The organism is Pseudomonas sp. OV546, from assembly GCF_900116845.1.
Classification (GTDB): Bacteria; Pseudomonadota; Gammaproteobacteria; order Pseudomonadales; family Pseudomonadaceae; genus Aquipseudomonas; species Aquipseudomonas petroselini.
On record NZ_FPCE01000002.1, the window covers coordinates 85,609 to 107,839 of the forward strand.

The window sequence follows — 22,231 nt, forward strand, 5'->3', positions numbered from 1 at the left end:
TTGATGTTCACAAATTTTCCTTTTCCCGCCCTTCGATGAGTTTTTTCAATCGAACTTGGGTGGCTGTGCCCGCGTTTATCAGCTACCATTTTCGCAAATGAACATTAATGTTCGAATTCCAATACGAAAAAGATCGCGAGGCCAGCCGATGAACCCTTCTACCTTGCCTGCTCCACCGCTTGCCGAAGTCTACGACGTTGCCGTAATCGGTGGCGGGATCAACGGCGTCGGCATTGCAGCAGACGCAGCCGGTCGCGGTTTGTCGGTATTCCTTTGCGAAAAGGACGACCTGGCCAGCCACACCTCTTCCGCCAGCAGCAAGCTGATCCACGGCGGCCTGCGCTACCTCGAACATTACGAATTCCGCCTGGTGCGCGAAGCCCTGGCCGAACGCGAAGTGCTGTTGGCCAAAGCACCGCACATCGTCAAGCAGATGCGCTTTGTGTTGCCACACCGCCCGCACCTGCGCCCGGCGTGGATGATCCGCGCCGGCCTGTTCCTTTACGACCACCTGGGCAAGCGCGAGAAACTGGCCGGTTCGAAAAGCCTCAAGTTCGGCCCTGACAGCCCGCTCAAAAGCGAAATCACCAAAGGCTTCGAATATTCCGACTGCTGGGTCGATGACGCCCGCCTGGTGGTGCTGAATGCCATGGCCGCCCGCGAAAAAGGCGCGCACATCCATACCCAGACCCGCTGCGTGAGCGCACACCGCAGCAAGGGCCTGTGGGAAATGAACATGGAACGCGCCGACGGCAGCCTGTTCTCGATCCGCGCCCGCGCCCTGGTAAACGCCGCCGGCCCGTGGGTCGCCAAGTTCATCAAGGACGACCTGAAGCTGGACTCACCGTACGGCATCCGCCTGATCCAAGGCAGCCACCTGATCGTGCCGAAACTGTACGAAGGCGCCCACGCGCATATCCTGCAGAACGAAGACCAGCGCATCGTCTTCACCATTCCGTACCTGAATCACCTGACTATCATCGGTACCACCGACCGTGAATACACCGGCGACCCGGCAAAAGTGGCGATTACCGAAGGTGAAACCGACTACATGCTCAAGGTGGTCAACGCTCACTTCAAGAAACAACTGAGCCGCGACGACATCGTCCACACCTATTCCGGCGTGCGCCCGCTGTGCAACGACGAGTCGGACAACCCGTCGGCTATCACGCGCGACTACACCCTGGCGCTGTCCGGCGGCACGGGCGAGGCACCGATCCTGTCGGTGTTTGGCGGCAAGTTGACCACTTATCGCAAGCTGGCTGAGTCGGCGATGGCGCAATTGGCCCCGTACTTCACTCAGATGCGTCCAAGCTGGACCGCCAAGGCCAGCCTTCCCGGTGGCGAAGACATGACCACGCCCGAAGCCCTGGCCGAAGCCATTCGCGACAAATTTGACTGGGTACCGAGCGAGATTGCCCGTCGCTGGTCCACCACCTACGGCAGCCGCACCTGGCGCCTGCTGGAAGGCGTGCAATCGCTGACCGACCTGGGCGACCACTTGGGTGGCGGCCTGTACACCCGTGAGGTCGATTACCTCTGCGCCGAAGAATGGGTAACCCACCCTCAGGACGTACTGTGGCGCCGTACCAAGCTCGGCCTGTTCACCACCCCGCAAGAGCAGGACAACGTGCAGCGCTACCTGTCCAAAGTTGAGCAGAACCGCAGCAAGATTGAAGCTGCCTGACAGCTCACGCCCACAAAAGCCCCTGCGCCGTAAGGTCCAGGGGCTTTTTTTGGCATTCGGTTTTCCGAACACCGCACCCCGGCGTATTCGGTTTGCCGGACCCAAGGATTAAAAATTACCTGTCATACAAAGTTAATCCTCTTAAAAATCAACCAATTAACCTTTTAATCCTGGCCTGGCACGACTCATGCTCTACACTCTTGGACGATTGCCTGAGACGCCTCAGGAGCCGTCACGGGCATTCGCTGTACAAGAGAGCCGTTTAGCCGGCTTCATAAAAAAAACAAATGTCGAGGAAGTATTGATGCGCATCGTTCCCCATATTCTGGGCGCAGCTATCGCTGCCGCTCTGATCAGCACGCCAGTGTTTGCCGCTGAACTCACCGGCACGCTGAAGAAGATCAACGACTCCGGCACCATCACTCTCGCTCACCGCGACAGCTCCATTCCGTTTTCCTACATCGCGGATGGTTCGGGCAAACCCGTGGGCTACTCCCACGACATTCAGTTGGCCGTCGTCGAGCAACTGAAAAAAGACCTGAACAAGCCCGACCTGAAGGCCAAGTACAACCTGGTCACTTCGCAAACCCGTATTCCGCTGATCCAGAACGGCACTGCGGACCTCGAGTGCGGCTCCACCACCAACAACGCCGAACGCGCCCAGCAAGTTGATTTCACCGTCAACATCTTCGAAATCGGTACCCGTCTGCTGGTCAAGAAAGACAAGGACGGCAAGCCGAGCTACGCCGACTTCGCTGACCTGAAAGGCAAAAACGTCGTGACCACCGCCGGTACCACGTCCGAGCGCATCATCAAAGCGATGAACGCCGACAAGCAGATGGGCATGAACGTCATCTCCGCCAAAGACCACGGCGAATCCTTCCAGATGCTGGAAAGCGGCCGCGCCGTTGCCTTCATGATGGACGACGCCCTGCTGGCCGGTGAAGAAGCCAAGGCCAAGAAGCCGGACGACTGGGTCATCACCGGTACTCCGCAGTCCTTCGAAGCCTACGCGTGCATGGTGCGTAAAGACGACCCGGCCTTCAAGAAAGCGGTCGATGACGCCATCGTTGCCCTGTACAAATCCGGCGAAATCAACAAGATCTACAGCAAGTGGTTCGAGAGCCCGATCCCACCAAAAGGCCTGAACCTGAACTTCCCGATGAGCGACAAGGTTAAGGAGCTGATCGCTAACCCAAGCGACAAGCCGGCGCCTGACGTAAAAATCTGATACCTGACTAAGCTTATCTCCTGAGGGAGCCAACCCTCCCTCAGGCGTCTGTTACTACCTGCTGGCTTTATTTTTGGAACACTCGACCTGGCGGTTTTCGAGCCGATCGCGTGTGCCTGGCGTTCATCGTCGGGCGGGAATGGATTTTCCCCAAGCGGGTGCTTGTACATCGATCGATCTCGAGGGGAGACCCTAATGAATTACAACTGGGACTGGGGCGTGTTCTTCAAGTCCACCGGCGTGGGCAGCGAGACTTATCTCGACTGGTACATCGCCGGCTTGGGCTGGACCATCGCCATCGCCGTCGTGGCATGGATTATCGCCTTGCTGCTGGGCTCCATTCTGGGGGTCATGCGCACGGTGCCAAACCGCCTCGTATCGGGCATCGCGACCTGCTACGTGGAACTGTTTCGTAACGTGCCGCTGCTGGTTCAGCTGTTCATCTGGTACTTCCTGGTACCCGACATGCTGCCGCAGAACCTGCAGGACTGGTACAAACAAGACCTCAACCCGACCACCTCGGCCTACCTGAGCGTTGTCGTGTGCCTGGGCCTGTTCACCGCCGCCCGTGTGTGTGAACAAGTGCGTACCGGCATCCAGGCGCTGCCACGTGGCCAGGAATCCGCCGCGCGCGCCATGGGCTTCAAGCTGCCGCAGATCTACTGGAACGTGCTGCTGCCCCAGGCCTACCGCATCATCATTCCGCCGCTTACCTCGGAATTCCTCAACGTCTTCAAGAACTCCTCCGTGGCGTCCTTGATCGGCCTGATGGAACTGCTGGCGCAAACCAAACAGACCGCCGAGTTCTCGGCCAACCTGTTTGAAGCCTTCACCCTGGCTACGCTGATCTACTTCACCCTGAACATGAGCCTGATGCTGCTGATGCGCGTGGTCGAGAAGAAAGTCGCCGTGCCCGGCCTGATCTCCGTGGGGGGTAAATAATGGAATTCGATTTCAGCGGCATCATCCCCGCCATCCCGGGCCTGTGGAACGGCATGGTCATGACCTTGCAGTTGATGGTCATGGGTGTGGTCGGCGGTATCGTGCTGGGTACGATCCTGGCGCTGATGCGCCTGTCTTCCAGCAAACTGCTGTCGCGGGTGGCCGGCGCTTATGTGAACTACTTCCGCTCGATCCCGCTGCTGTTGGTGATCACCTGGTTCTACCTGGCGGTGCCGTTCGTACTGCGCTGGATCACTGGTGAAGACACCCCGATCGGTGCGTTCACCTCCTGCGTCGTGGCCTTCATGATGTTCGAAGCCGCGTACTTCTGCGAAATCGTGCGGGCCGGCGTGCAGTCGATCCCCAAGGGCCAGATGGCGGCGGCACAGGCGATGGGCATGACCTATGGCCAGACCATGCGCCTGATCATCCTGCCCCAGGCGTTCCGCAAGATGACCCCGTTGCTGCTGCAACAGAGCATCATCCTGTTCCAGGACACCTCGCTGGTCTACACCGTGGGCCTGGTGGACTTCCTCAACTCCGCCCGTTCCAACGGCGACATCATCGGCCGCTCCAATGAGTTCCTGATCTTCGCCGGTGTCGTCTACTTCATCATCAGCTTTTCCGCCTCGCTGCTGGTCAAGCGTCTGCAAAAAAGGTTTGCCGTATGATCTCTATCAAGAACATCAACAAGTGGTATGGCGACTTCCAGGTGCTGACCGATTGCAGCACCGAGGTTAAAAAAGGCGAAGTGATCGTGGTGTGCGGGCCGTCCGGCTCGGGTAAATCCACCCTGATCAAGTGCGTCAACGCGCTGGAACCGTTCCAAAAGGGCGACGTGGTCGTCGACGGCACCTCGATTGCCGACCCGAAGACCAACCTGCCGCAGTTGCGCTCGCGCGTGGGCATGGTGTTCCAGCACTTCGAACTGTTCCCGCACCTGACCATCACCGAGAACCTGACCATCGCGCAGATCAAGGTGCTTGGCCGCAGCAAGGAAGAAGCCACCAAGAAGGGCCTGCAACTGCTGGAGCGCGTCGGCCTGTCGGCACATGCCCACAAACACCCGGGCCAGCTCTCCGGTGGCCAGCAACAACGTGTGGCGATTGCTCGCGCCCTGGCCATGGACCCGATCGTCATGCTGTTCGACGAACCGACCTCGGCCCTCGACCCGGAAATGGTCAACGAAGTGCTCGACGTGATGGTGCAACTGGCCCACGAAGGCATGACCATGATGTGCGTGACCCACGAAATGGGCTTCGCCCGCAAAGTGGCCGACCGCGTGATCTTCATGGACGCCGGCAAGATCATCGAAGACTGCCCGAAGGAAGAATTCTTCGGCGACATCAGCGCCCGCTCCGAACGCGCGCAGCACTTCCTTGAGAAAATCCTGCAGCACTAAGTGCGGTGAATACAGGCAGTGCTGAGAGGCTTGTCTGTGGCGAGGGAGCTTGCTCCCGCTGGGACGCGAAGCGGCCCCAAAACAGGCGACTGATTTTTCCATTGAAGAATTGCGCTCGTCAGTTTTCAGGGCTGCTACGCAGCCCAGCGGGAGCAAGCTCCCTCGCCACAATCAGCCTTCCCAACCAAAGATCCCTGTATTCACATTGGTAGCTGACCCAAGGCATCTGTGATGAAATGCGACCCCAACCAATTTCGCGCCGCACCGCCATCACTTGCCGTGAAACCACGTCTGATCCGCCAACTGTTCCTGCCGCCGTTGATCGTCGCCCTGATGATCGGCCTGGGTTATATCGGCTTCTGGATCAGCGAGTACTACGGCATCCGCACCCTCAGCGACACCGGCGAACGCCAGCTGGAGCTGCATGCCCGTACCGTCGAAAGCGAACTGAGCAAATACACCTACTTGCCCAGCTTGCTGGAGCTGGAGTCCAGCGTCTCCACGCTGCTGGCCGACCCGAACCAGGAAACCCGCAAGACCGTCAACGATTACCTCGAAGGCCTGAACCGACGCAGTCGCAGTCGGGCCATCTACGTGATGGACACCACCGGCCGCGTGCTGGCCACCAGTAACTGGCGCGATGCCGACAGTTACCAAGGTGAAGACCTGTCCTTCCGTGCCTATTTCCAGAACGCCGTGCGTGGCCAGCCCGGCCGCTTCTATGGCATCGGCAGTACCAACGGGGAACCCGGTTATTACCTGGCCCACGGCCTGGAAGAGCACGGCAAGATCATCGGCGTCGCCGTGGTCAAGGTGCGCCTCGAAGCCCTGGAAGAACGCTGGCAACGCGCACGCCTCGAAGCGTTTGTGAGCGACGAGAACGGCATCATCATCCTCTCCAGCGACCCGGCCCGCCGCCTCAAGGCCGTACGCCCGCTGAGCGATGACACCAAGGAACGCCTGGCCCACAGCCTGCAATATTACTGGGCAACCTTGAACGAGCTGGAACCCCTGGCCCGCGAGCGCCTCAACGAAGTCAGCGAGAAACTGACCTTCCCGGCCAACAGCGAAGTGGTCAATGACGAGCATGAAGTCAGCTACCTGGCGCAAACCCGACCGCTCAACGACACGCCGTGGAATTTCACCCTGCTCACCCCGCTCAACGACCTGCGCCGCGCCGCGATCAACCAGGGCATCCTGGTAGCCGTCGCGTTTGGCCTGGTGGCGTTTTTGCTGATTGCCTGGAACGAGCGGCGTAAAGTCATCGCCACGCGCCTCGCCGCGCGCGAAGCCCTGCAGGAAGCCAACAGCCAGCTGGAACGACGGATTGCCGAACGCACCGCCGACTTGCGCGCCAGCAACGAACGGCTCAAGGGCCAGATCCGCGAACGGCGCCAGGCCGAGGAAACCCTGCGTCGCGCCCAGGATGAGCTGGTGCAGGCCGGCAAGCTGGCGGCCATCGGCCAGATGTCGACCAGCATTGCCCATGAACTGAACCAGCCCCTGGCCGCGTTGCGTACCTTGTCCGGCAACACCGTGCGCTTCCTTGAGCGCGGCGCCCTGGACACCGCCAGCGCCAACCTGAAGACCATCAACGAACTGATCGATCGCATGGGCCGCATCACCGCCAGCCTGCGCTCCTTTGCCCGGCGCGGTGACGATCAGGGCGAAGCGAGCCTGGCCAAGGCCGTGGACGCCGCGTTCCAGGTACTCGGCGCACGCCTGGACAGCTTGCCGCTGACCCTGCATCGCGACTTTTCCAACGCCCAACTGCAAATCGACCAGACGCGCCTGGAGCAGATCCTGGTCAACCTGATCGGCAACGCCCTCGACGCCATGCAAGCCCAACCCGCCCCCGAACTGTGGCTGGAAGGCAGCACCGTCGATGGCAAATACCGCCTGCAAGTGCGCGACAATGGCCATGGCATCGACCCCGAGGCCCGCAAGCATTTGTTCGAACCGTTCTTCACCACCAAACCCGGCGAGCAAGGCCTGGGCCTGGGCCTGACCCTGTCCGCCAGCCTCGCGGCGGCCACCGGCGGCAACCTTGCCGTGGAACACCCGGCCAGTGGTGGAACGGCCTTTGTCTTGTGCCTGCCGTTGGCGGGCGCTCAAAAAGCTGAGTCGACATGAATACAGACGCTACAGCCCTGAAAGACGACCTCACCGTGTTGATCGTCGAAGACGACCCCCATGTGCTGCTCGGCTGCCAGCAAGCCCTGGCCCTGGAAGATATTCCCAGCGTCGGCGTGGGCAGTGCCGAAGAGGCGTTGAAACGCATCGGCGAGAACTTCGCCGGCATTGTGATCAGCGATATCCGCCTGCCGGGCATCGACGGCCTGGAGTTGCTCACACGCCTCAAGGCCCTGGATAAAAGCCTGCCGGTGGTGCTGATCACCGGGCATGGCGACATCTCCATGGCCGTCGGCGCGATGCGCAACGGCGCGTACGACTTCATGGAAAAGCCCTTCTCCCCCGAACGCCTGGTCGACGTCGCCCGTCGTGCCTTGGAGCAGCGCGGGCTGGCGCGGGAAGTCTGGTCGCTGCGCCGCCAGTTGGCCGAGCGTGATTCGCTGGAAGGCCGCATCATTGGCCGCTCGCCGGCCATGCAGAACCTGCGCGAGCTGATCGCCAACGTCGCCGACACCTCGGCCAACGTGCTGATCGAAGGCGAGACCGGAACGGGCAAGGAACTGGTCGCGCGCTGCCTGCATGATTTCAGTCGGCGTCACTCGCACCAGTTCGTCGCCCTGAACTGCGGCGGGCTGCCGGAGAACCTCTTCGAAAGCGAGATTTTCGGCCACGAAGCCAACGCCTTTACCGGCGCGGGCAAGCGCCGTATCGGCAAGATCGAACACGCCCACGAAGGCACGCTGTTCCTCGACGAAGTGGAGAGCATGCCGATCAACCTGCAGATCAAGTTGCTGCGGGTGTTGCAGGAACGCACCCTGGAACGCCTGGGTTCGAACCAGAGCGTGGCAGTGGATTGCCGGGTGATCGCCGCCACCAAGTCCGACCTCGATGAACTGAGCCGCGCCAGCCAGTTCCGCAGCGACCTGTACTACCGTCTCAACGTGGTGACCCTGGAACTGCCGCCCCTGCGTGAGCGCCGCGAAGACATCCTGCAACTGTTCGAACACTTCCTGCAGCAGTCGTCCCTGCGTTTCGACCGCACCGCGCCTGAACTGGACAACCAGACCCTGTCCAGCCTGATGAGCCACGATTGGCCCGGCAACGTGCGCGAACTGCGCAACGTCGCAGAACGCTTCGCCCTCGGCCTGCCTGCCTTCAAGAAAAGCGGCGCCAGCAGCGGCAGCCAAGGCCTGGCCTTTACCGAAGCGGTGGAAGCCTTCGAGCGCAACCTGCTCAACGATGCCCTACAACGCAGCGGCGGCAACCTGACCCAGGCCAGCCAGGAACTGGGGATGGCCAAGACCACGCTGTTCGACAAGGTCAAGAAATACGGGCTGAGCCACTGATGGACCTGGTATTGAAGGCCGCCCTGGGCGCGGCAGTGGTGTTGATCCTGGCCGCCCTGGCCAAAACCAAGAACTATTACATCGCAGGCTTGGTGCCGCTGTTCCCGACCTTTGCGCTGATCGCCCACTACATCGTCGGCAAGGGCCGTTCGGTGGACGACTTGAAGACCACGATCCTGTTTGGGATGTGGTCGATCATTCCGTACTTTGTGTACCTGGCGACGTTGTATGTGATGGTGGATCGGATGCGGTTGGAAGCGTCACTCGCCGTTGCGGCTGTCGCTTGGTTGATGGCCGCAACCGTCCTGGTCAGCATCTGGGTACGCGTCCACACCTGACACAACTCGATCAAACTGTGGGAGCTGGCTTGCCTGCGATAGCGGTGTATCAGTCAACTCATCTGGCCCAGACATACCGCAATCGCAGGCAAGCCAGCTCCCACATTTGAATTGAGGTGTGTCAGATAGGTCAGCGGACTATTTTGTCCACTTGAATCCCCAGCTTCTTCAGGCGATACCAAAAGCTTCGCTCGGATATCCCGATCTTCGCCGCCGCCGCAGCCTGCACGCCGTTGCTCTCCTGCAACGCCGCCAGGATATAGGCCTTCTCCACCTCCGCCAGCGCCGCGTCCAAATCCTGGGGAATGCCCGGACCGTCGCTGAGGATCGCCGTCACGCCGCCCTCACTCGGCCTGGACGCAAACAGGTAACCCGGCAAGTCGATGTCCTCGATCACCGGCTTTGCAGCCACGATGGTCGCGCGCTCCACGCAATTCTGCAGCTCACGGATATTGCCCGGCCAGTGATACGCGGCCATGGCCTGCAGGGCCTCCGGGCTGAAACCGGTGATACGTTTGCCGGCGGTGGCACTCAGGGTCTGGGCGAAGTGGCGGGCCAGTGGCGCGATGTCTTCCACGCGCTCGCGCAAGGCCGGCAGCGGGATCGGGAACACGTTGAGGCGGTAATACAGGTCTTCGCGAAATTCTTTGTTGGCCACCGCCTCGAGCAAATTCTTATTGGTGGCGGCGATGACCCGCACGTCCACCTTGCGCTCGCGGGGATCGCCCACCGGTTCGATCACCCGCTCCTGCAACGCACGCAGGATCTTGGCCTGCAGCGCCAGGGGCATGTCGCCCACTTCGTCGAGAAACAGCGTGCCCTTGTCGGCCTGCTGGAAGCGCCCTACCCGGTCGGCCACGGCGCCGGTGAACGCGCCTTTACGATGGCCGAACATTTCGCTTTCCAGCAGCCCTTCCGGGATGGCCGCGCAGTTGACCGCCACGAACGGTTTGTCGGCACGGCTGCCGTGCTTGTGGATCGCGCGGGCGACCATTTCCTTGCCGGTGCCGCTTTCGCCGGTCAGCAGGATGGTGGCGCTGCTGTCGCGCACCGAGTCCACCGCTTGCAGCACTTTGCGAAACGCCGGGCTGTCGCCCACCAGGCTGTCGAACTGTGCGTGCTCGTCCAGCTCGGCACGCAGGCGCGCGTTGTCGCGCATGATGTCGCGAAACTGCAGGGCCTTGACCACAGTGATGTCCAGCTCGTCGATGTCGAACGGCTTGGCGATGTAGTCGTAGGCGCCGTTGCGCATCGACTGCACGGCGTTTTTTACGGTGCTGTAGGCGGTCATCACGATCACCGGCACATGCGGGTAACGCACCTTGATCTCGGCCAGCAGCGCCGGCCCGTCCATGCCTGGCATGCGCCAGTCGCTGATCACCAGGTCGATGTCTTCCTGCTCCAGCACTTTGAGCGCGTGCAGGCCGTTGCCGGCGATAAACACCTGCACGTTGTTCTGGCCCAGGGCCGACGCCAGCAGGTCGCAGAGCTTGGGTTCGTCGTCGACTACCAGAATGTTATGCGTCATGACTGTCCTCGTCGTCTTCGCCCATCGCCGGAATGTACAGGCTGAAGGTGGCGCCGGCATCTTTCTCGCTGGCACATTCGATGCTGCCGTCGTGACTTTCCATGATCGAATAGACTTTGGCCAGGCCCAGGCCGGTGCCAGACGCCTTGGTGGTGACGAATGGCGTGAAGATACGCTCGATCATGTCTGCCGGAATGCCCTGGCCGGTGTCGGCGATGCTGATCACGGTAGTGTCGTCCAGCGTGCGAATGCCCAGGGTCAGGCGCCCGCCTTCGGGCATCGCGTCGATGGCGTTGATAATCAGGTTGAGGCACGCCTGCTTGAGTTGCTTGGCATCCGCGTAGATCGTCGCCCCCGGCGCCTGGTCATCGATGTGCGCGTCGATGTTATGGGTGGCCAGTTCCGGGGCGCAGAAGCCGAGGATTTCTTCCACCAAGGGTCGCGCAGGCTGCAACACGCGCAGCGGTGGGTTGGGCTTGGCGAAGTCGAGGAATTCGGTGATCAGGTCGTTGATGCGGCTGACTTCACTGATCACGTATTCCAGGTGGCGCTTGTCGGTGTCCGCCAGATCCGCGCGGCGGTGCAGCAGCTGCGTTGCGGTCTTGATGATGCCCAGCGGGTTGCGGATCTCGTGGGCCAGGCCCATGGCGACCTCGCCCAGGGCGTGCAGGCGATCACGCCGACGCAACTGCGCTTCAAGGTGATGCAACTCCCCCAGGCGCTCGGTCATGTGGTTGAAAGTGCTGCTCAGCTGCGCCAGCTCGTCGCCGCCGCTCACCACCACGCGGTGCGCGTAATCGCCGGAGATCACTGCGCTCACGCCTTGGGACAGGTCCCGCAGCGGCTTGGTCAGGCGCCGCGACACCAACACCCCCGCTGCCAGCGACAGTGCCGAACTGAGCAGGAAGATCAACACGAACAGATTGCTCTGGTTCACCAGCCCGACCAGGCTGGTGTGGCGCAGCAGGCCGCTGAAAATCACGCCCTGCAAGTCGCCGGCATCGTTGAAGATCGGCCAGTACAACCCGCTGTAGTTATTGGTGAACTGCTCGCTGGGCTGCTTGGTGCTGCGCATCGCGGTTTCGACGTTCTTGGGAATGCGCGAAGGGTGGTCCTCGAAGCGCTGGGTCGAAAAAATCTCGGAGAACCCGTCGGGGTTGGCCAGGTACAGGCGCAGGTCGAGGGAATGCACATCGGCCACGCTGGTGAGGAAACTGCTGTCCAGGTAGGTCCCGACCAGCAGCAAATAGTCGACGCCGTCCTGGGTGGTCTCGAAGGTCGAGACCACTATGCCGGTGGATACGCCCCCCACCTGCACCGTCTGCAACACCGTGTTGTTGGCCAGGCTGATCTGCTTGACGATGTCATCGGCGGCGGTGCTGAACACCAGCTTGTGGTCACTGACGCGGATCAGTGCCACCACGTCGATATCGGTGGCGTCGGCAATGTCGGCAGTCAGCCGGTCGTGCTTGGCGGCTTGCCGGCTCGACGGCGGGCTGGTGTAGCGCAGGAACAATTTGGCCATGCGCGCGTTGTCGTGAAGGATGTCGCCGATCTCGTCCTTGACGATCTTGGTCGACTCCTGCAGCCAGATGCGCACGTTGCTGTCGAAGATCTGCGACAACGTGGTCGCCGCCAATTCGGCCGCGATCATGGTGGGAATCACGCTGACCAACCAGAAGGCCAGCACCAGCTTGCGCTGGACGCTCCAACGCGAAATGGCAAAGGGGCGGGCTTTCTGGCGGGTCTTGGTGATCATCAGGTTTCGCTTATCGCAGCAGCCATGGCAGGGTCGGAACGATCCGGTCGAATAAACAGTTTTACAAGCTTGAGCAGGCCGTTGACCAGCCGGTTGCGGTGGCGGAAAAACACGCTGTTACCCTGAAACTCGCAGCCCAGGCGCAGCTTACTGGCATACCCGGCCTGTCCGCACTCATACAACGCAATATTGTGTTGAATACAGTAGTCGACGTTGGTCAGCCAGCTGCGGAAGTACAGGTTGTAGTCGCGGGTGAACGCGACGTCATGCCCGAAAAACTTGTCCACCAGCCGGTGTTCGTCCACCAGGATCAGGTTGAACGCGACCAATTGCTCGTCCACCCAGTAAAGAACACAGACCGCGCGCTCATCCAGCCGTTCGAGCACCCCAGTGAAGTAGCTGGCGGGCAGTCGCTCGAACTGCAATTCGGCACGCGTCAGCGTGGCCTCGTACAAGCGCATCACGTCGGGCAGCACGTCGTCGATAGTGCGCCGCCACTCCACCCGCGGCCCTGGTGCACGCAGTTTGCGGCGCAGGTCCTTGCGCGTGGACTTGCCCAGCGAGCCCAGGTAGGCGTCCACCGACCCATAGGGCAGCGGCAACATGCCCGTGGGCAAGCTCGGCATGCTTTGGAAGCCCGCCGCCCGGCAACTCTCAAGCCAGTGCGGGTCTTTGCTCGGCGCGTCCTTGACCGCCACCAGGCCGATACCAAAGTCATCGGCATCCCGGCGTGCAGCTTGCAGCAGGTGCTGGAGCAACAGCGCACGACTCGCCTGCGGCACGCCACTGGCGAAACCAGCGTCGCAGCGTTCGGCCACCGGCGAACCCAGGGCATACAGCCCCAGTTGCAACAGCCCCGGCCACAGTCGCTCCACACGCTCGGTCAAGCGCTTGCCGGCGCCCGACACCGTGGTGTCGAGGCGATAATGAGTGATGAACGCGGCGGCCACGGCCACCAGCGTTCCATCCTGGTAAACCGCCAGGTAGCGCCACTGGAAATCATCGATAGCGGCGTTTTCCACGGCGACGTAATAGTCCCAGTCCTCCAGGGCACCGGGGAAACAGTCGTTCCAGGCACTGCGCTGGATGGCCCGGATGGTTGGGAAGGCTTGGGCGGTAATCACAGGGTTTCCTTGGTTATGGCCTGTCGTGGATACGTTTGTCGTGGCCTGCGGGCTTTCTGTGGTGAGCGGGCTTGCCCCGCGCTGGGGGGCGAAGCCGCCCTAAAAACTGCAATTGCGGTTTAACTGGAAAAACTCAGTGCCGGAAATGGGGCGGCTTCGCCACCCAGCGCGGGGCAAGCCCGCTCACTACATAGAGTTCGTTCGCTGATGAATGCGGCGCTTAGCTCGATCACTCGGCGGTATTGCAGGTCGACGGTGATCATGTGGTAGCAGTTGTCCAACAGGATCTTGGTCACCGGCCCGCCAAGATGGCGCTCCACGTAATCGGCGTTCCAGCGGCTGGTGATGTCGTCCTCGATGGAGTGCAGCACCAGCGCCGGTACGTTGATCGACGGCATGCGTTTTTTAACCACGGCGTTCATCCAGTGCAATTCACGCACCGTCACGCCCTCCATCGTCAACAGGCCCGCCTCGCTGCTTTCGCCTTCCTTCATCTGCCGTTCAACGATGGCCCGCAGGCGTTCATTCTTGATGCCGTAGGGCGGCTTCTCGGTAAAGCGGAACAGGCGCACGCCGAACGGGATACGGATCAGCAACGGCGTGATGAACGCCATTTTGTTGATGCTCCAACCGTCGTACTTGAGCGTGGTGGAATACATCAGCAACCCGGCCACCTGCCCCGGATGCTCCGACGCCAGGTACATCGACATCACCGCCCCCATCGACAAGCCACCGACAAACACCTGCTCGTGGCGCTGCTTCACGCCCACGAAGGTTTTGCGCACGCCTTCGTACCAGTCACGCCAACCGGTGGCTTGCAGGTCGCTGTTGTCGCCGCAATGCCCGGCCAGGGTAGGCACGTACACCGTGCAGTTGCCCGCCTTGGCCAGGCCCTTGGCGACCTGGCGCAATTCCGTGGGAGTGCCGGTCAGGCCGTGGATCAACAGGATCCCGACCGGACCTTCACCGAGAACGAAACCGGCATCACCTTCACCGAGGTCGATCTCTGCCGTGTTCACCGGTTGGTCGCCCGCACCAGCAGTTGCTCAAGCAGCTTCAAGCCCAGTTCGATTTCCGGGTAGCTGATTTCCAGGGACGGTGCCAGGGTGATCACGTTTTTGTAGTAACCGCCCACATCGAGGATCAGCCCGAGCTTTTGGCCATCCACTACCATGTCGCCCTTCATGCCTTCTTCGACCATGTAGTCCAGGGTCGCCTTGTCCGGCGTGAAACCATCCGGGCCGCAGATTTCGCAACGCAGGGCCAGGCCCAGGCCGTCGACGTCGCCGATGATCGGGAAACGTTTCTGCAGGTCTTGCAGGCCTTCGAGGAAGAATTTGCCCTTGGCCATGACCATCGCGCCGTAGTCGACTTCGTTGGTCATCTTGAACATTTCCAGGCCGACCGCCGTGCCCAACGGGTTGGAGGCGAAGGTGGAGTGGGTCGAGCCTGGTGGGAAGATCTTCGGGTTGATCAATTCTTCACGGGCCCAGATGCCGCCCAACGGGTTGAGGCCGTTGGTCAGGGCCTTGCCGAACACGATCACGTCCGGCTGCACGTCGAAGTGCTCGATCGACCACAACTTGCCGGTGCGGTAGAAGCCCATCTGGATTTCGTCGGACACCATCAGGATGCCGTGCTGGTCCAGCACCTGCTTGAGTTCGCGGTAGAAGTTCATCGGCGGGATCACGTAGCCGCCGGTGCCCTGGATCGGCTCGACGTAAAACGCGGCGTATTCGCTCTGGCCGACTTTCGGGTCCCACACGCCGTTGTATTCGGTCTCGAACAGGCGAGCGAATTGCTGCACGCAGTGGCTGCCGTACTCTTCCTTGGTCATGCCTTTAGGGCCGCGGAAGTGGTACGGGAACGGGATGAACTGCGCGCGCTCGCCGAAGTGACCGTAGCGGCGACGGTAGCGGTAGCTGGAGGTGATCGACGACGCGCCGAGGGTACGCCCGTGGTAGCCGCCTTCGAAGGCGAACATCAGGCTCTTGCCGTTGGTGGCGTTACGCACCACTTTCAGGGAGTCTTCGATGGACTGCGAACCGCCGACGTTGAAGTGCACACGACCGTCGAGGCCGAATTTCTTCTTGGCGTCGACCGCGATCATTTCCGACAGCTCGATCTTGCCTTTGTGCAGGTACTGGCTGGCGATTTGCGGCAGGGTGTCGATCTGCTGTTTCAGCGCGTTGTTCAAGCGTGGGTTGGCGTAGCCGAAGTTGACCGCCGAGTACCACATTTGCAGGTCGAGGTAGGCCTGGTCTTCGGTGTCCCATACGTAGGAGCCTTCGCAACGGCTGAAAATACGTGGCGGCTCGATGTAGTGGACGGTGTCGCCGTAGGAGCAGTATTTGGCTTCTTTATCCAGAAGGATCTGGTCTTCGGCGGTAGCGATACGGATATCAGACATGGTGGAAGAGTTCCTGATTGTCAGAAGAGGTGTTGAAGGTGGTGGCGTTGGCGGCGATGCCCTGTGGCAGCAGCGCCAGCAATGCAGGCACTTCGGCAAAGGTGTCGAAGCGCGCGTGCGGAATGTGGTTGGCCACGCAGTAGTCGGCGAGGCTGCCCTTGGCAAACACGAAGTCGGCGGTGGAGGCCACGCACATGTCGGACTTGCCGTCGCCGATCACCAGCACGCGCTTGTTGCGCGGCGTGGACTTGCACTTGCAGTTGCCGGAAGCGGCACGGCAGGCATCGCTGGCGTACGGGAAGTCTATGCGCCAGCTGTTCTGGTCGACCTGGCGCAGACGGTTGGCGAGGATCGGCAGCAGGGTCACGTAGTTGCGTGACAGGATCCGCGCGATGCCCTGCTCGATGCCGTCGCTGACGACTTCGATGGACGCACCCAGGCCGATCACGTGATCGACGAAGTCGGGGAAGTCCGGGTCGATCTCGACGCTGTCGAAATACGCCAGCAGTTCGGAGGGGGTGGCCTTGATCAGTGCCAGTTGGCGGCTCAGGCATTCGCGTGAACCGATATGCCCATCCAGCCATTCCTGTTCGATGGTTTCCCACTCGGGGCCGGCGAAGCGTTGGAGGACGTTGTCGATGACATCGGTGGGGGTGATGGTCCCGTCGAAGTCACACACGATATGCCAGTGGATCATCGTTGTTTACCTTGGAGGAGCGCGCTGTGTGCGCTTGCAACAAGGGGTAGAGCAGGGAGTGTGCCAACTGGCGCAGGCCCAGCGGGGCTGGGGCTTTGCTCGGAATGGAGGGCGATTTGTGTCGTCGGAGCTACAATTTTTGTAGCTTGCTACAAACAAGATGAGTGCTTGCGTGGGCACGGCGCTTTGCGCGTTCATGCGCACGTATTCAATCAAGGAACTGTGACCATGTTGAGGATCACATGCGCTGCACTCGCCGGGTTACTTGGCCTGTGGAGTGTTTCAAGCCTGGCACTGGCCGACGGTATCACCGGCGAAGTCGGCGCAGGCGTCAGCTACCAGCCCCATGACCCTACCGGCAGCCGCTACGAAACGCGGCCGGTGCCCTATTTCGATCTGGACTGGGGCTCCGTCAGCCTGAGTACCGATGACGGCTTGACCTGGAGCGCCTTGGACACCCACGGTTTTACCGCCGGCCCGTATATCAATTACCTGCAGGGGCGCACCTCCAACGGCTCGCTGCAGGGGCTGCGCAATGTGTCGGACATGGCCGAGGTGGGCGGTTTTATCCAATATGCGCCGGCTGATTTCTGGCGGGTATACGCCCAGATGGGCCAGGCCGTCGGCGGCGGGCGAGATCAAAGCGGTGTGCTGGGCAAGGTCGGCGGTGAACTGGGTTATCCCCTGGGTGGCGGCATCATTGGCAGCACCGGCCTGCTGGCGCACTTTGCCGACGCCCGCCAGACCCAGACCTTTTTCGGGGTTGATGCCAATGAGTCCGCGGATTCCGGCATCCGTCCCTACAACGCCAGTGGTGGCTTCCAGAACATGACGCTGACCCAGAGCTTTGAATTCCCCCTGGCGGCCAACTGGTCGCTGTTGACCAGCGCCAGCTGGGTCCACCTGGTAGGCTCGGCCGCCAACAGCAGCATCGTCAAGGAAACCGGCGACGTGAACCAGGGCCAGGTGCAGACGGCCATCAGCTATAAGTTCGATTGAGGTTGGTCTGGGCTTTGCAATGAGGTGCTGGAATCCATTTTTCCAGGACATTCTTCATGGCTCGCCCCGCTTACCGCCTGCTGCATCATTCACTCTGGGACCTGGTGCCCATCGCGCTGGGCCTGGCGCATTTCGCCTTTGTCGTCTGGCTGGTTGGCGCTTTCCACAGCCTGGACTGGTGGGCCTTGGTGCCCCTGGCGCTGGTCTACGCGATCAGTCTGTCGTGGAGCATCAACAGCATCTCCCACAACCAGATCCATAACGCCTACTTCAGCCATCGCGCGATGAACCGGGCCTTCGACCTGTTGCTGTCGGTGACCATCGGTTTTTCCCAGACGCTCTACCGCGATATCCACAACCGCCATCACCGTGGCAACGCCGACCTGCCGGGGCCGGATGGCAAAACCATCGACCCGCTGTCGATCTACCAGCGCGGCCACGATGGCCAGCCGGAGAACCCGTGGGCCTATACCTTCCTGAGTTTTTTCCGCGACGATCCCAAGCCCTTCTATGACGAGATGAAGCGCAAACGCCCGGCGGATGCGCGTTGGGTCAAGGTCGAGATCGGCGTGACCGTGGCGTTCTATCTCGCCCTGGCCTTCTACAACTGGCAGGCGGTGGTGTGGTTGCTGCCGTTCTGGTACCTGGGCCAGTGCCTGTCATCGCTCAATGGCTACTACGAGCACTTCGGCGGCAACCCGGACCTGCCAATTGCCTGGGGCGTAAGTGCCTACGGTGTGCTGTACAACCTGATCTGGATGAACAACGGCTACCACGCCGAGCACCACTACCGGCCGAAGATGCACTGGACGAAAGTGAAGGCGTTTCATCGAGAGATTGCCGAGCAGCAGCGTGCGGCTGGAGTGAAAACGCTTCCGGTGTCCCATGGATTAGGATTTTTAGTCGCACACCGCAAATTCCGCGGCTGATCCCGACCTTGTAGTGAGCGGGCTTGCCCCGTGCGAGGCCAGCCCGCTCACTAAAAAAACCAAGCCGATCAGTTCTCTTCACCTTCGGCCAACAACACAATCCCGCCAATGATCACCGCCACCCCCACCCAGTGTAGCGGGCTGATATGTTCCCCCAGCCCCAGCCACGAACCCAGCAACACCACCACAAACACCAGCGAACTCAGCGGAAACGCCAGGGACAGGCTGCTGCGCCGCAGGATCAGCATCCAGACGAAAAACGCGCCGATATAACTGGCGATCGCCGCCAGGATCCCAGGGTTGCGCGCCACCTCACCCAGCCACTGCCAATTGAAATCCATCTGCCCCAATTGATCCCCGGCCACTTTGGTAAACAGCTGGCCCGCGCTTTCGGTGCAGATCAACAAGGCCCACAGCACCACCGTGCCGAAGCGCCCGTGCAGCCATCCGGTATTCATCGTTTGCGTACTCATGCCTGGCTCCCTGCAATCGCCACCAACATCACACCTAAGGTAATCACCAGCGTGCCCGCCCAACGGCGGCGGCTGACGGTCTCGCCCAGCACCACCTTGCCCGCCAGCACGACCCCGCAATACGCCAGCGCGGCGGCCGGAAACAACAGGCTCAACGGCGCGCGGGACAAGGCCTCGAGCCACACGAAAAATTCGATCGCATAGGCGCCGATCCCGGCCCACAGCAACGGCGCATTAAACACTTGGCCCCAGAACGCATTCAGGCGAAAGCCGCCGTCCAGCTCGGGCAACCGGTCCAGGCCGATCTTGAAACACAGCTGGCCGATCACATCGAGCACGATGGAAAACGCCACCAGCAACACCACGGTCAAGGTCACGGGAACAGTTCCTCAAACAGATCAATCAAGGCTTCATTGGTGGCGGCGTTGCGCTGCAGGTCTTGCGCGCTCCAACGCTCGGGTGGCGGCTGGTCGGACTTGGCTTCCCAGCGCTTGAACGCGTTGCTGAAGGCAGGCTGGGCGAACTCGCCGCACACATCGATGCCGATGATGCGCTTGCGCGCCGCCAACGCCCGCAGGGCTTGCAGCAGGTGAGTCAGGCGCATGCCGCCCTGGTCCCAGTTGGTCGCCGCGTCTTCACTGGCAAGCACGTCTTTGTCGACGGTGATCCAGATCGCTTCGGTGGGCAGGCTGCTGATCATCTGCTCGAGAAACGCCGTCCAATCCAGCTCGGCCAGGTTGCGCCAGTGCAGGTGGTCTTCCTGCTGACGATGGCCGGCGCCATCGCCTACCCGCCCCCAGACTTTCGAGGGCGCGTGCTGCCAGGGAAACAACTGCAAGTGCCCGCGCTTGAGGGCGCCAAGGTTGCCGCCGCGCAGTTGCGGGTTATGCAGGTCGTCGCTGCACGGGCCGAGGGTGACGATGCGTTTGATCGCCGGCATTTTCAGCGCACGGTTGACCCACGAACCACAGTGGCGCTTGGGCGCGAAGCGCACCCAGTCGGGGTGGTTGTCGAAGTGGATCAGGCTGATCGGTTCTTTGAGATCGGCCAGAAAGGCCGGTGTGAGGTGGTGATAGTCGCCGGAGCCGACAAACAGGATTTCCGGCCGCGCATCCGTAGGCCGGGGCCGTTGGGCCAGGCGTTCGGCGAAGCGCTTCCAGGTTTTTTCGGTGGACCACAAGCGCAGCTTGGGGCCCAGGTCCAGCAGGTCGATACGGTGGGCGCGGCCACTGGCCAAACGCCGGGCAATCGGTGCCTGGGCGGTGAGGCTATGGTCGAGGTCAAGAATGTTCAAGGCAGTGTCCCCTAAGGCTTTAAGGGGTCAATGCAAGGGACGGGCCAGCACTTATCTCAAGAACACCGAGAAAAAATGTGGGAGGGGGCTTGCCCCCGATAGCAGAGTGTCAGTCAACACATGTTTTGACTGAACCACTGCTATCAGGAGCAAGCCCCCTCCCCCATGTTGACCCGTGTTCGGCTTTAGTTTTTCGCGTCGCTGATAATCTGGCGAATCGCGCCCACAAACGCCTCCGCCGGCTGCCCACCGCTGACGGCGTACTGATCATTGAACACGATGGTCGGCACCGAGCTCACGCCACGGGAGATCCACAGCTGCTCTTGCTCACGCACGTCGGCGGCGTATTCGTCGGAGGCAAGAATCTCGGCCGCGCGTTTGATATCCAGGCCGACGCTTTCGGCGATGATCGCCAGGGTGGCATGGTCGGACGGGTCCTGCCCATCGGTGAAATACGCCTTGAACAGCGCTTCCTTGAGGTTGTACTGCAAACCTTCGAGCCCGGCCCAATGCAGCAGGCGGTGGGCATCGAAGGTGTTGTAGATGCGGCTCTGGCCATCGGTGCGAAAGGCAAAGCCCAGCTCGGCACCCATGTCGCGGATACGCGCACGGTTGGCCTGGGATTCTTCGGCGCTGGAGCCGTATTTCTCGGTGATGTGTTCGACGATGTTCTGACCGATGGCAGGCATGTTCGGGTTCAGTTCGAACGGCTGGAAATGGATCTCGGCCTGCACCTCGGCGCCAAGCTGGTCGAGGGCTTCGGTCAGGCCGCGCAGGCCAATGATGCACCAGGGGCAGGACACGTCGCTGACGAAATCGATTTTCAGGGGGGTACTCATGGCAGGCAACCTCGCTAGCAGTAATGTGCCGTAAAGGTTGCACGATACACCAATGTCACAACACCTTTGCAGGCTCGCCCAAGTCAATCTGCGCCCAGTGCGCGGCATCTTCGCGATGGGCTTGCAGGTACGGCAACACCGCCGCCAGCAACGGCGCCTTGAACGCTTCCTGGAAACGATGGGCCAGGCCGGGGATCAGCTTCAACTGACTGCCCTGGATATGCGCCGCCAGGTGCACGCCATGCATCACCGGCAGCAACGGGTCAGCAGTACCGTGCACCACCAGGGTCGGCACGCGCAGTTGGTTGAGCAACGGCACGCGGCTCGGTTCGGCGAGGATCGCCATGATCTGGCGCTTCACGCCGTCCGGGTTGAAGGCCCGGTCGTAGGACAGCGCCGCCTGGTGCAGCAACACCTGGCGATCATCCTTCACGTTCGGGCTGCCCAGCGCCGCCAGTAGATCGGCTTGCTGCTCCAGGGCCACTTCACGATTCGGCGCGCTGCGCCGCGACAGCAATTGCACCAGCGCCGCGTTCGGTGCCGGCAGGCCTTCGGCGCCGGAACTGGTCATGATCAGCGTGAGGCTCTCGACCCGCTGCGGCGCCATGGCCGCCAGGTGCTGGGCGATCATCCCGCCCATGCTCGCGCCCAGCACGTGGAATTGCTGGATCTGTAAGGCGTCCATCAAGCCGATGGCGTCGTCGGCCATATCGGTCAAGGTATACGGCGCCGCCACCGGCAGGCCGAGCTTGTAGCGCAGCACTTCAAAGGTCAGGTTGGCATTGGCCGGTGCCTGGCGCCACGTGGACAGGCCGACGTCGCGGTTGTCATAGCGGATCACCCGAAACCCTTGCTGGCACAGGGCGACGACGACTTCGTCGGGCCAATGGATCAACTGCCCGCCCAGCCCCATCACCAGCAGCAAGGCCGGGTCGGACGCACGGCCGATGCTCTGGTAGGCGATGCTCACCTGAGCCAGGTCGACCGTTTGGGTCGGGACATTAACGTCACATCGAGAAGCCGCAAAAGACGGCAGGCCGAACAATAGAGCGGCCAGTAAAAGCAACACGCGCATGAAAAACACCGAAACGCAGAACCCC

The 22,231-nt window shown here is 61.4% G+C and carries 21 protein-coding genes; 10 read left to right on the forward strand and 11 right to left on the reverse strand.

Translation table 11 applies throughout. The annotated features are described in order from the left end of the window. The first annotated feature begins 148 nt into the window (after nucleotides 1-148). The 8 genes from glpD (at nucleotide 149) to BM403_RS05665 (ending at nucleotide 9,079) form a co-directional block, all read left to right on the forward strand. Nucleotides 149-1,687 carry a glycerol-3-phosphate dehydrogenase gene (gene glpD / locus BM403_RS05630; protein ID WP_093542001.1) on the forward strand — a complete coding sequence of 513 codons (1,539 nt, stop codon included), beginning with the start codon at nucleotides 149-151 and terminating at the stop codon, nucleotides 1,685-1,687. A gap of 304 nt (nucleotides 1,688-1,991) precedes the next feature. Next, nucleotides 1,992-2,918 carry a glutamate/aspartate ABC transporter substrate-binding protein gene (locus BM403_RS05635; RefSeq protein WP_010212760.1) on the forward strand — a complete coding sequence of 309 codons (927 nt, stop codon included), beginning with the start codon at nucleotides 1,992-1,994 and terminating at the stop codon, nucleotides 2,916-2,918. Between the two features lie 195 nt (nucleotides 2,919-3,113). Continuing rightward, nucleotides 3,114-3,860 carry an amino acid ABC transporter permease gene (locus BM403_RS05640; RefSeq protein WP_046034435.1) on the forward strand — a complete coding sequence of 249 codons (747 nt, stop codon included), beginning with the start codon at nucleotides 3,114-3,116 and terminating at the stop codon, nucleotides 3,858-3,860. After that, complete coding sequence (locus BM403_RS05645; protein ID WP_064054892.1) at nucleotides 3,860-4,531, forward strand: amino acid ABC transporter permease; 672 nt, start codon at nucleotides 3,860-3,862, stop codon at nucleotides 4,529-4,531. Before BM403_RS05640 ends, BM403_RS05645 begins: the two co-directional genes overlap by 1 nt. After that, entirely contained in the window at nucleotides 4,528-5,262 is a 735-nt protein-coding gene (locus BM403_RS05650; protein WP_012722475.1) for an amino acid ABC transporter ATP-binding protein, read from the forward strand. Before BM403_RS05645 ends, BM403_RS05650 begins: the two co-directional genes overlap by 4 nt. Nucleotides 5,263-5,493: 231 nt before the next feature. Next, a complete protein-coding gene (locus tag BM403_RS05655) occupies nucleotides 5,494-7,395 on the forward strand; it encodes a two-component sensor histidine kinase AauS (protein WP_046034434.1) in 1,902 nt (633 codons plus the stop codon). Continuing rightward, nucleotides 7,392-8,741 (forward strand): two-component response regulator AauR, encoded by a 1,350-nt coding sequence (locus tag BM403_RS05660; RefSeq protein ID WP_012722473.1) that lies wholly within the window; start codon nucleotides 7,392-7,394, stop codon nucleotides 8,739-8,741. The genes BM403_RS05655 and BM403_RS05660 overlap by 4 nt, the downstream gene beginning before the upstream one ends. Further along, complete coding sequence (locus BM403_RS05665; protein WP_012722472.1) at nucleotides 8,741-9,079, forward strand: GlpM family protein; 339 nt, start codon at nucleotides 8,741-8,743, stop codon at nucleotides 9,077-9,079. The genes BM403_RS05660 and BM403_RS05665 overlap by 1 nt, the downstream gene beginning before the upstream one ends. Nucleotides 9,080-9,209: 130 nt before the next feature. On the opposite strand, the gene BM403_RS05670 is transcribed toward BM403_RS05665, so the two are convergent. The 6 genes from BM403_RS05670 to BM403_RS05695 all read right to left on the reverse strand — a co-directional run bounded on the left by BM403_RS05670 (nucleotide 9,210) and on the right by BM403_RS05695 (nucleotide 16,597). Beyond that, nucleotides 9,210-10,607: a sigma-54-dependent transcriptional regulator gene (locus BM403_RS05670; RefSeq protein WP_093542003.1), complete on the reverse strand. Its 1,398-nt coding sequence runs from the start codon at nucleotides 10,605-10,607 to the stop codon at nucleotides 9,210-9,212. Next, nucleotides 10,597-12,366, reverse strand: a complete 1,770-nt coding sequence (locus BM403_RS05675) for a sensor histidine kinase (RefSeq protein ID WP_012722470.1) — start codon at nucleotides 12,364-12,366, stop codon at nucleotides 10,597-10,599. The genes BM403_RS05670 and BM403_RS05675 overlap by 11 nt, the downstream gene beginning before the upstream one ends. After that, complete coding sequence (locus BM403_RS05680) at nucleotides 12,366-13,490, reverse strand: GNAT family N-acetyltransferase (protein WP_093542005.1); 1,125 nt, start codon at nucleotides 13,488-13,490, stop codon at nucleotides 12,366-12,368. Before BM403_RS05680 ends, BM403_RS05675 begins: the two co-directional genes overlap by 1 nt. 119 nt (nucleotides 13,491-13,609) lie before the next feature. Further along, nucleotides 13,610-14,509, reverse strand: a complete 900-nt coding sequence (locus BM403_RS05685; protein WP_093542007.1) for an alpha/beta hydrolase — start codon at nucleotides 14,507-14,509, stop codon at nucleotides 13,610-13,612. Beyond that, nucleotides 14,506-15,900 carry an aspartate aminotransferase family protein gene (locus BM403_RS05690; protein ID WP_046034430.1) on the reverse strand — a complete coding sequence of 465 codons (1,395 nt, stop codon included), beginning with the start codon at nucleotides 15,898-15,900 and terminating at the stop codon, nucleotides 14,506-14,508. The genes BM403_RS05685 and BM403_RS05690 overlap by 4 nt, the downstream gene beginning before the upstream one ends. Further along, on the reverse strand, nucleotides 15,893-16,597 hold the full coding sequence (locus tag BM403_RS05695; protein WP_046034429.1) for an MtnX-like HAD-IB family phosphatase: 705 nt from the start codon (nucleotides 16,595-16,597) through the stop codon (nucleotides 15,893-15,895). Before BM403_RS05695 ends, BM403_RS05690 begins: the two co-directional genes overlap by 8 nt. A 228-nt stretch (nucleotides 16,598-16,825) precedes the next feature. Between BM403_RS05695 and BM403_RS05700 the strand changes: the two genes are divergently transcribed. Then, nucleotides 16,826-17,596, forward strand: a complete 771-nt coding sequence (locus BM403_RS05700; protein ID WP_043204856.1) for a MipA/OmpV family protein — start codon at nucleotides 16,826-16,828, stop codon at nucleotides 17,594-17,596. Nucleotides 17,597-17,652: 56 nt separating this feature from the next. Further along, complete coding sequence (locus BM403_RS05705) at nucleotides 17,653-18,525, forward strand: fatty acid desaturase family protein (RefSeq protein ID WP_093542009.1); 873 nt, start codon at nucleotides 17,653-17,655, stop codon at nucleotides 18,523-18,525. A gap of 68 nt (nucleotides 18,526-18,593) precedes the next feature. Here the strand turns inward: BM403_RS05705 and BM403_RS05710 are convergent, their stop codons facing one another. From BM403_RS05710 to BM403_RS05730, 5 genes are all read right to left on the reverse strand, one after another. Next, a complete protein-coding gene (locus tag BM403_RS05710) occupies nucleotides 18,594-18,998 on the reverse strand; it encodes a DMT family transporter (RefSeq protein WP_043204854.1) in 405 nt (134 codons plus the stop codon). Further along, on the reverse strand, nucleotides 18,995-19,375 hold the full coding sequence (locus BM403_RS05715; RefSeq protein ID WP_064054885.1) for a DMT family transporter: 381 nt from the start codon (nucleotides 19,373-19,375) through the stop codon (nucleotides 18,995-18,997). The genes BM403_RS05710 and BM403_RS05715 overlap by 4 nt, the downstream gene beginning before the upstream one ends. Beyond that, entirely contained in the window at nucleotides 19,372-20,292 is a 921-nt protein-coding gene (locus tag BM403_RS05720) for an arginase family protein (protein WP_012722461.1), read from the reverse strand. Before BM403_RS05720 ends, BM403_RS05715 begins: the two co-directional genes overlap by 4 nt. Before the next feature lie 185 nt (nucleotides 20,293-20,477). Further along, nucleotides 20,478-21,131, reverse strand: coding sequence for a DsbA family oxidoreductase (locus BM403_RS05725; RefSeq protein WP_093542011.1), 654 nt, complete (start codon nucleotides 21,129-21,131; stop codon nucleotides 20,478-20,480). Nucleotides 21,132-21,186: 55 nt separating this feature from the next. Further along, nucleotides 21,187-22,206, reverse strand: coding sequence for an alpha/beta fold hydrolase (locus BM403_RS05730; RefSeq protein ID WP_012722459.1), 1,020 nt, complete (start codon nucleotides 22,204-22,206; stop codon nucleotides 21,187-21,189). Nucleotides 22,207-22,231 lie beyond the last annotated feature (25 nt).

Bases quoted from the DNA above. Each gene is read 5' to 3' on its own strand.
- BM403_RS05635 (WP_010212760.1), top strand. From the start codon at position 1,992: ATGCGCATCGTTCCCCATATTCTGGGCGCAGCTATCGCTGCCGCTCTG.
- BM403_RS05665 (WP_012722472.1), top strand. From the start codon at position 8,741: ATGGACCTGGTATTGAAGGCCGCCCTGGGCGCGGCAGTGGTGTTGATC.
- BM403_RS05705 (WP_093542009.1), top strand. From the start codon at position 17,653: ATGGCTCGCCCCGCTTACCGCCTGCTGCATCATTCACTCTGGGACCTG.
- BM403_RS05700 (WP_043204856.1), top strand. From the start codon at position 16,826: ATGTTGAGGATCACATGCGCTGCACTCGCCGGGTTACTTGGCCTGTGG.
- BM403_RS05695 (WP_046034429.1), bottom strand. From the start codon at position 16,597: ATGATCCACTGGCATATCGTGTGTGACTTCGACGGGACCATCACCCCC.
- BM403_RS05670 (WP_093542003.1), bottom strand. From the start codon at position 10,607: ATGACGCATAACATTCTGGTAGTCGACGACGAACCCAAGCTCTGCGAC.
- BM403_RS05645 (WP_064054892.1), top strand. From the start codon at position 3,860: ATGGAATTCGATTTCAGCGGCATCATCCCCGCCATCCCGGGCCTGTGG.
- BM403_RS05730 (WP_012722459.1), bottom strand. From the start codon at position 22,206: ATGCGCGTGTTGCTTTTACTGGCCGCTCTATTGTTCGGCCTGCCGTCT.
- BM403_RS05650 (WP_012722475.1), top strand. From the start codon at position 4,528: ATGATCTCTATCAAGAACATCAACAAGTGGTATGGCGACTTCCAGGTG.
- BM403_RS05725 (WP_093542011.1), bottom strand. From the start codon at position 21,131: ATGAGTACCCCCCTGAAAATCGATTTCGTCAGCGACGTGTCCTGCCCC.
- BM403_RS05655 (WP_046034434.1), top strand. From the start codon at position 5,494: ATGAAATGCGACCCCAACCAATTTCGCGCCGCACCGCCATCACTTGCC.
- BM403_RS05690 (WP_046034430.1), bottom strand. From the start codon at position 15,900: ATGTCTGATATCCGTATCGCTACCGCCGAAGACCAGATCCTTCTGGAT.
- BM403_RS05640 (WP_046034435.1), top strand. From the start codon at position 3,114: ATGAATTACAACTGGGACTGGGGCGTGTTCTTCAAGTCCACCGGCGTG.
- BM403_RS05660 (WP_012722473.1), top strand. From the start codon at position 7,392: ATGAATACAGACGCTACAGCCCTGAAAGACGACCTCACCGTGTTGATC.
- BM403_RS05675 (WP_012722470.1), bottom strand. From the start codon at position 12,366: ATGATCACCAAGACCCGCCAGAAAGCCCGCCCCTTTGCCATTTCGCGT.
- BM403_RS05710 (WP_043204854.1), bottom strand. From the start codon at position 18,998: ATGAGTACGCAAACGATGAATACCGGATGGCTGCACGGGCGCTTCGGC.
- glpD (WP_093542001.1), top strand. From the start codon at position 149: ATGAACCCTTCTACCTTGCCTGCTCCACCGCTTGCCGAAGTCTACGAC.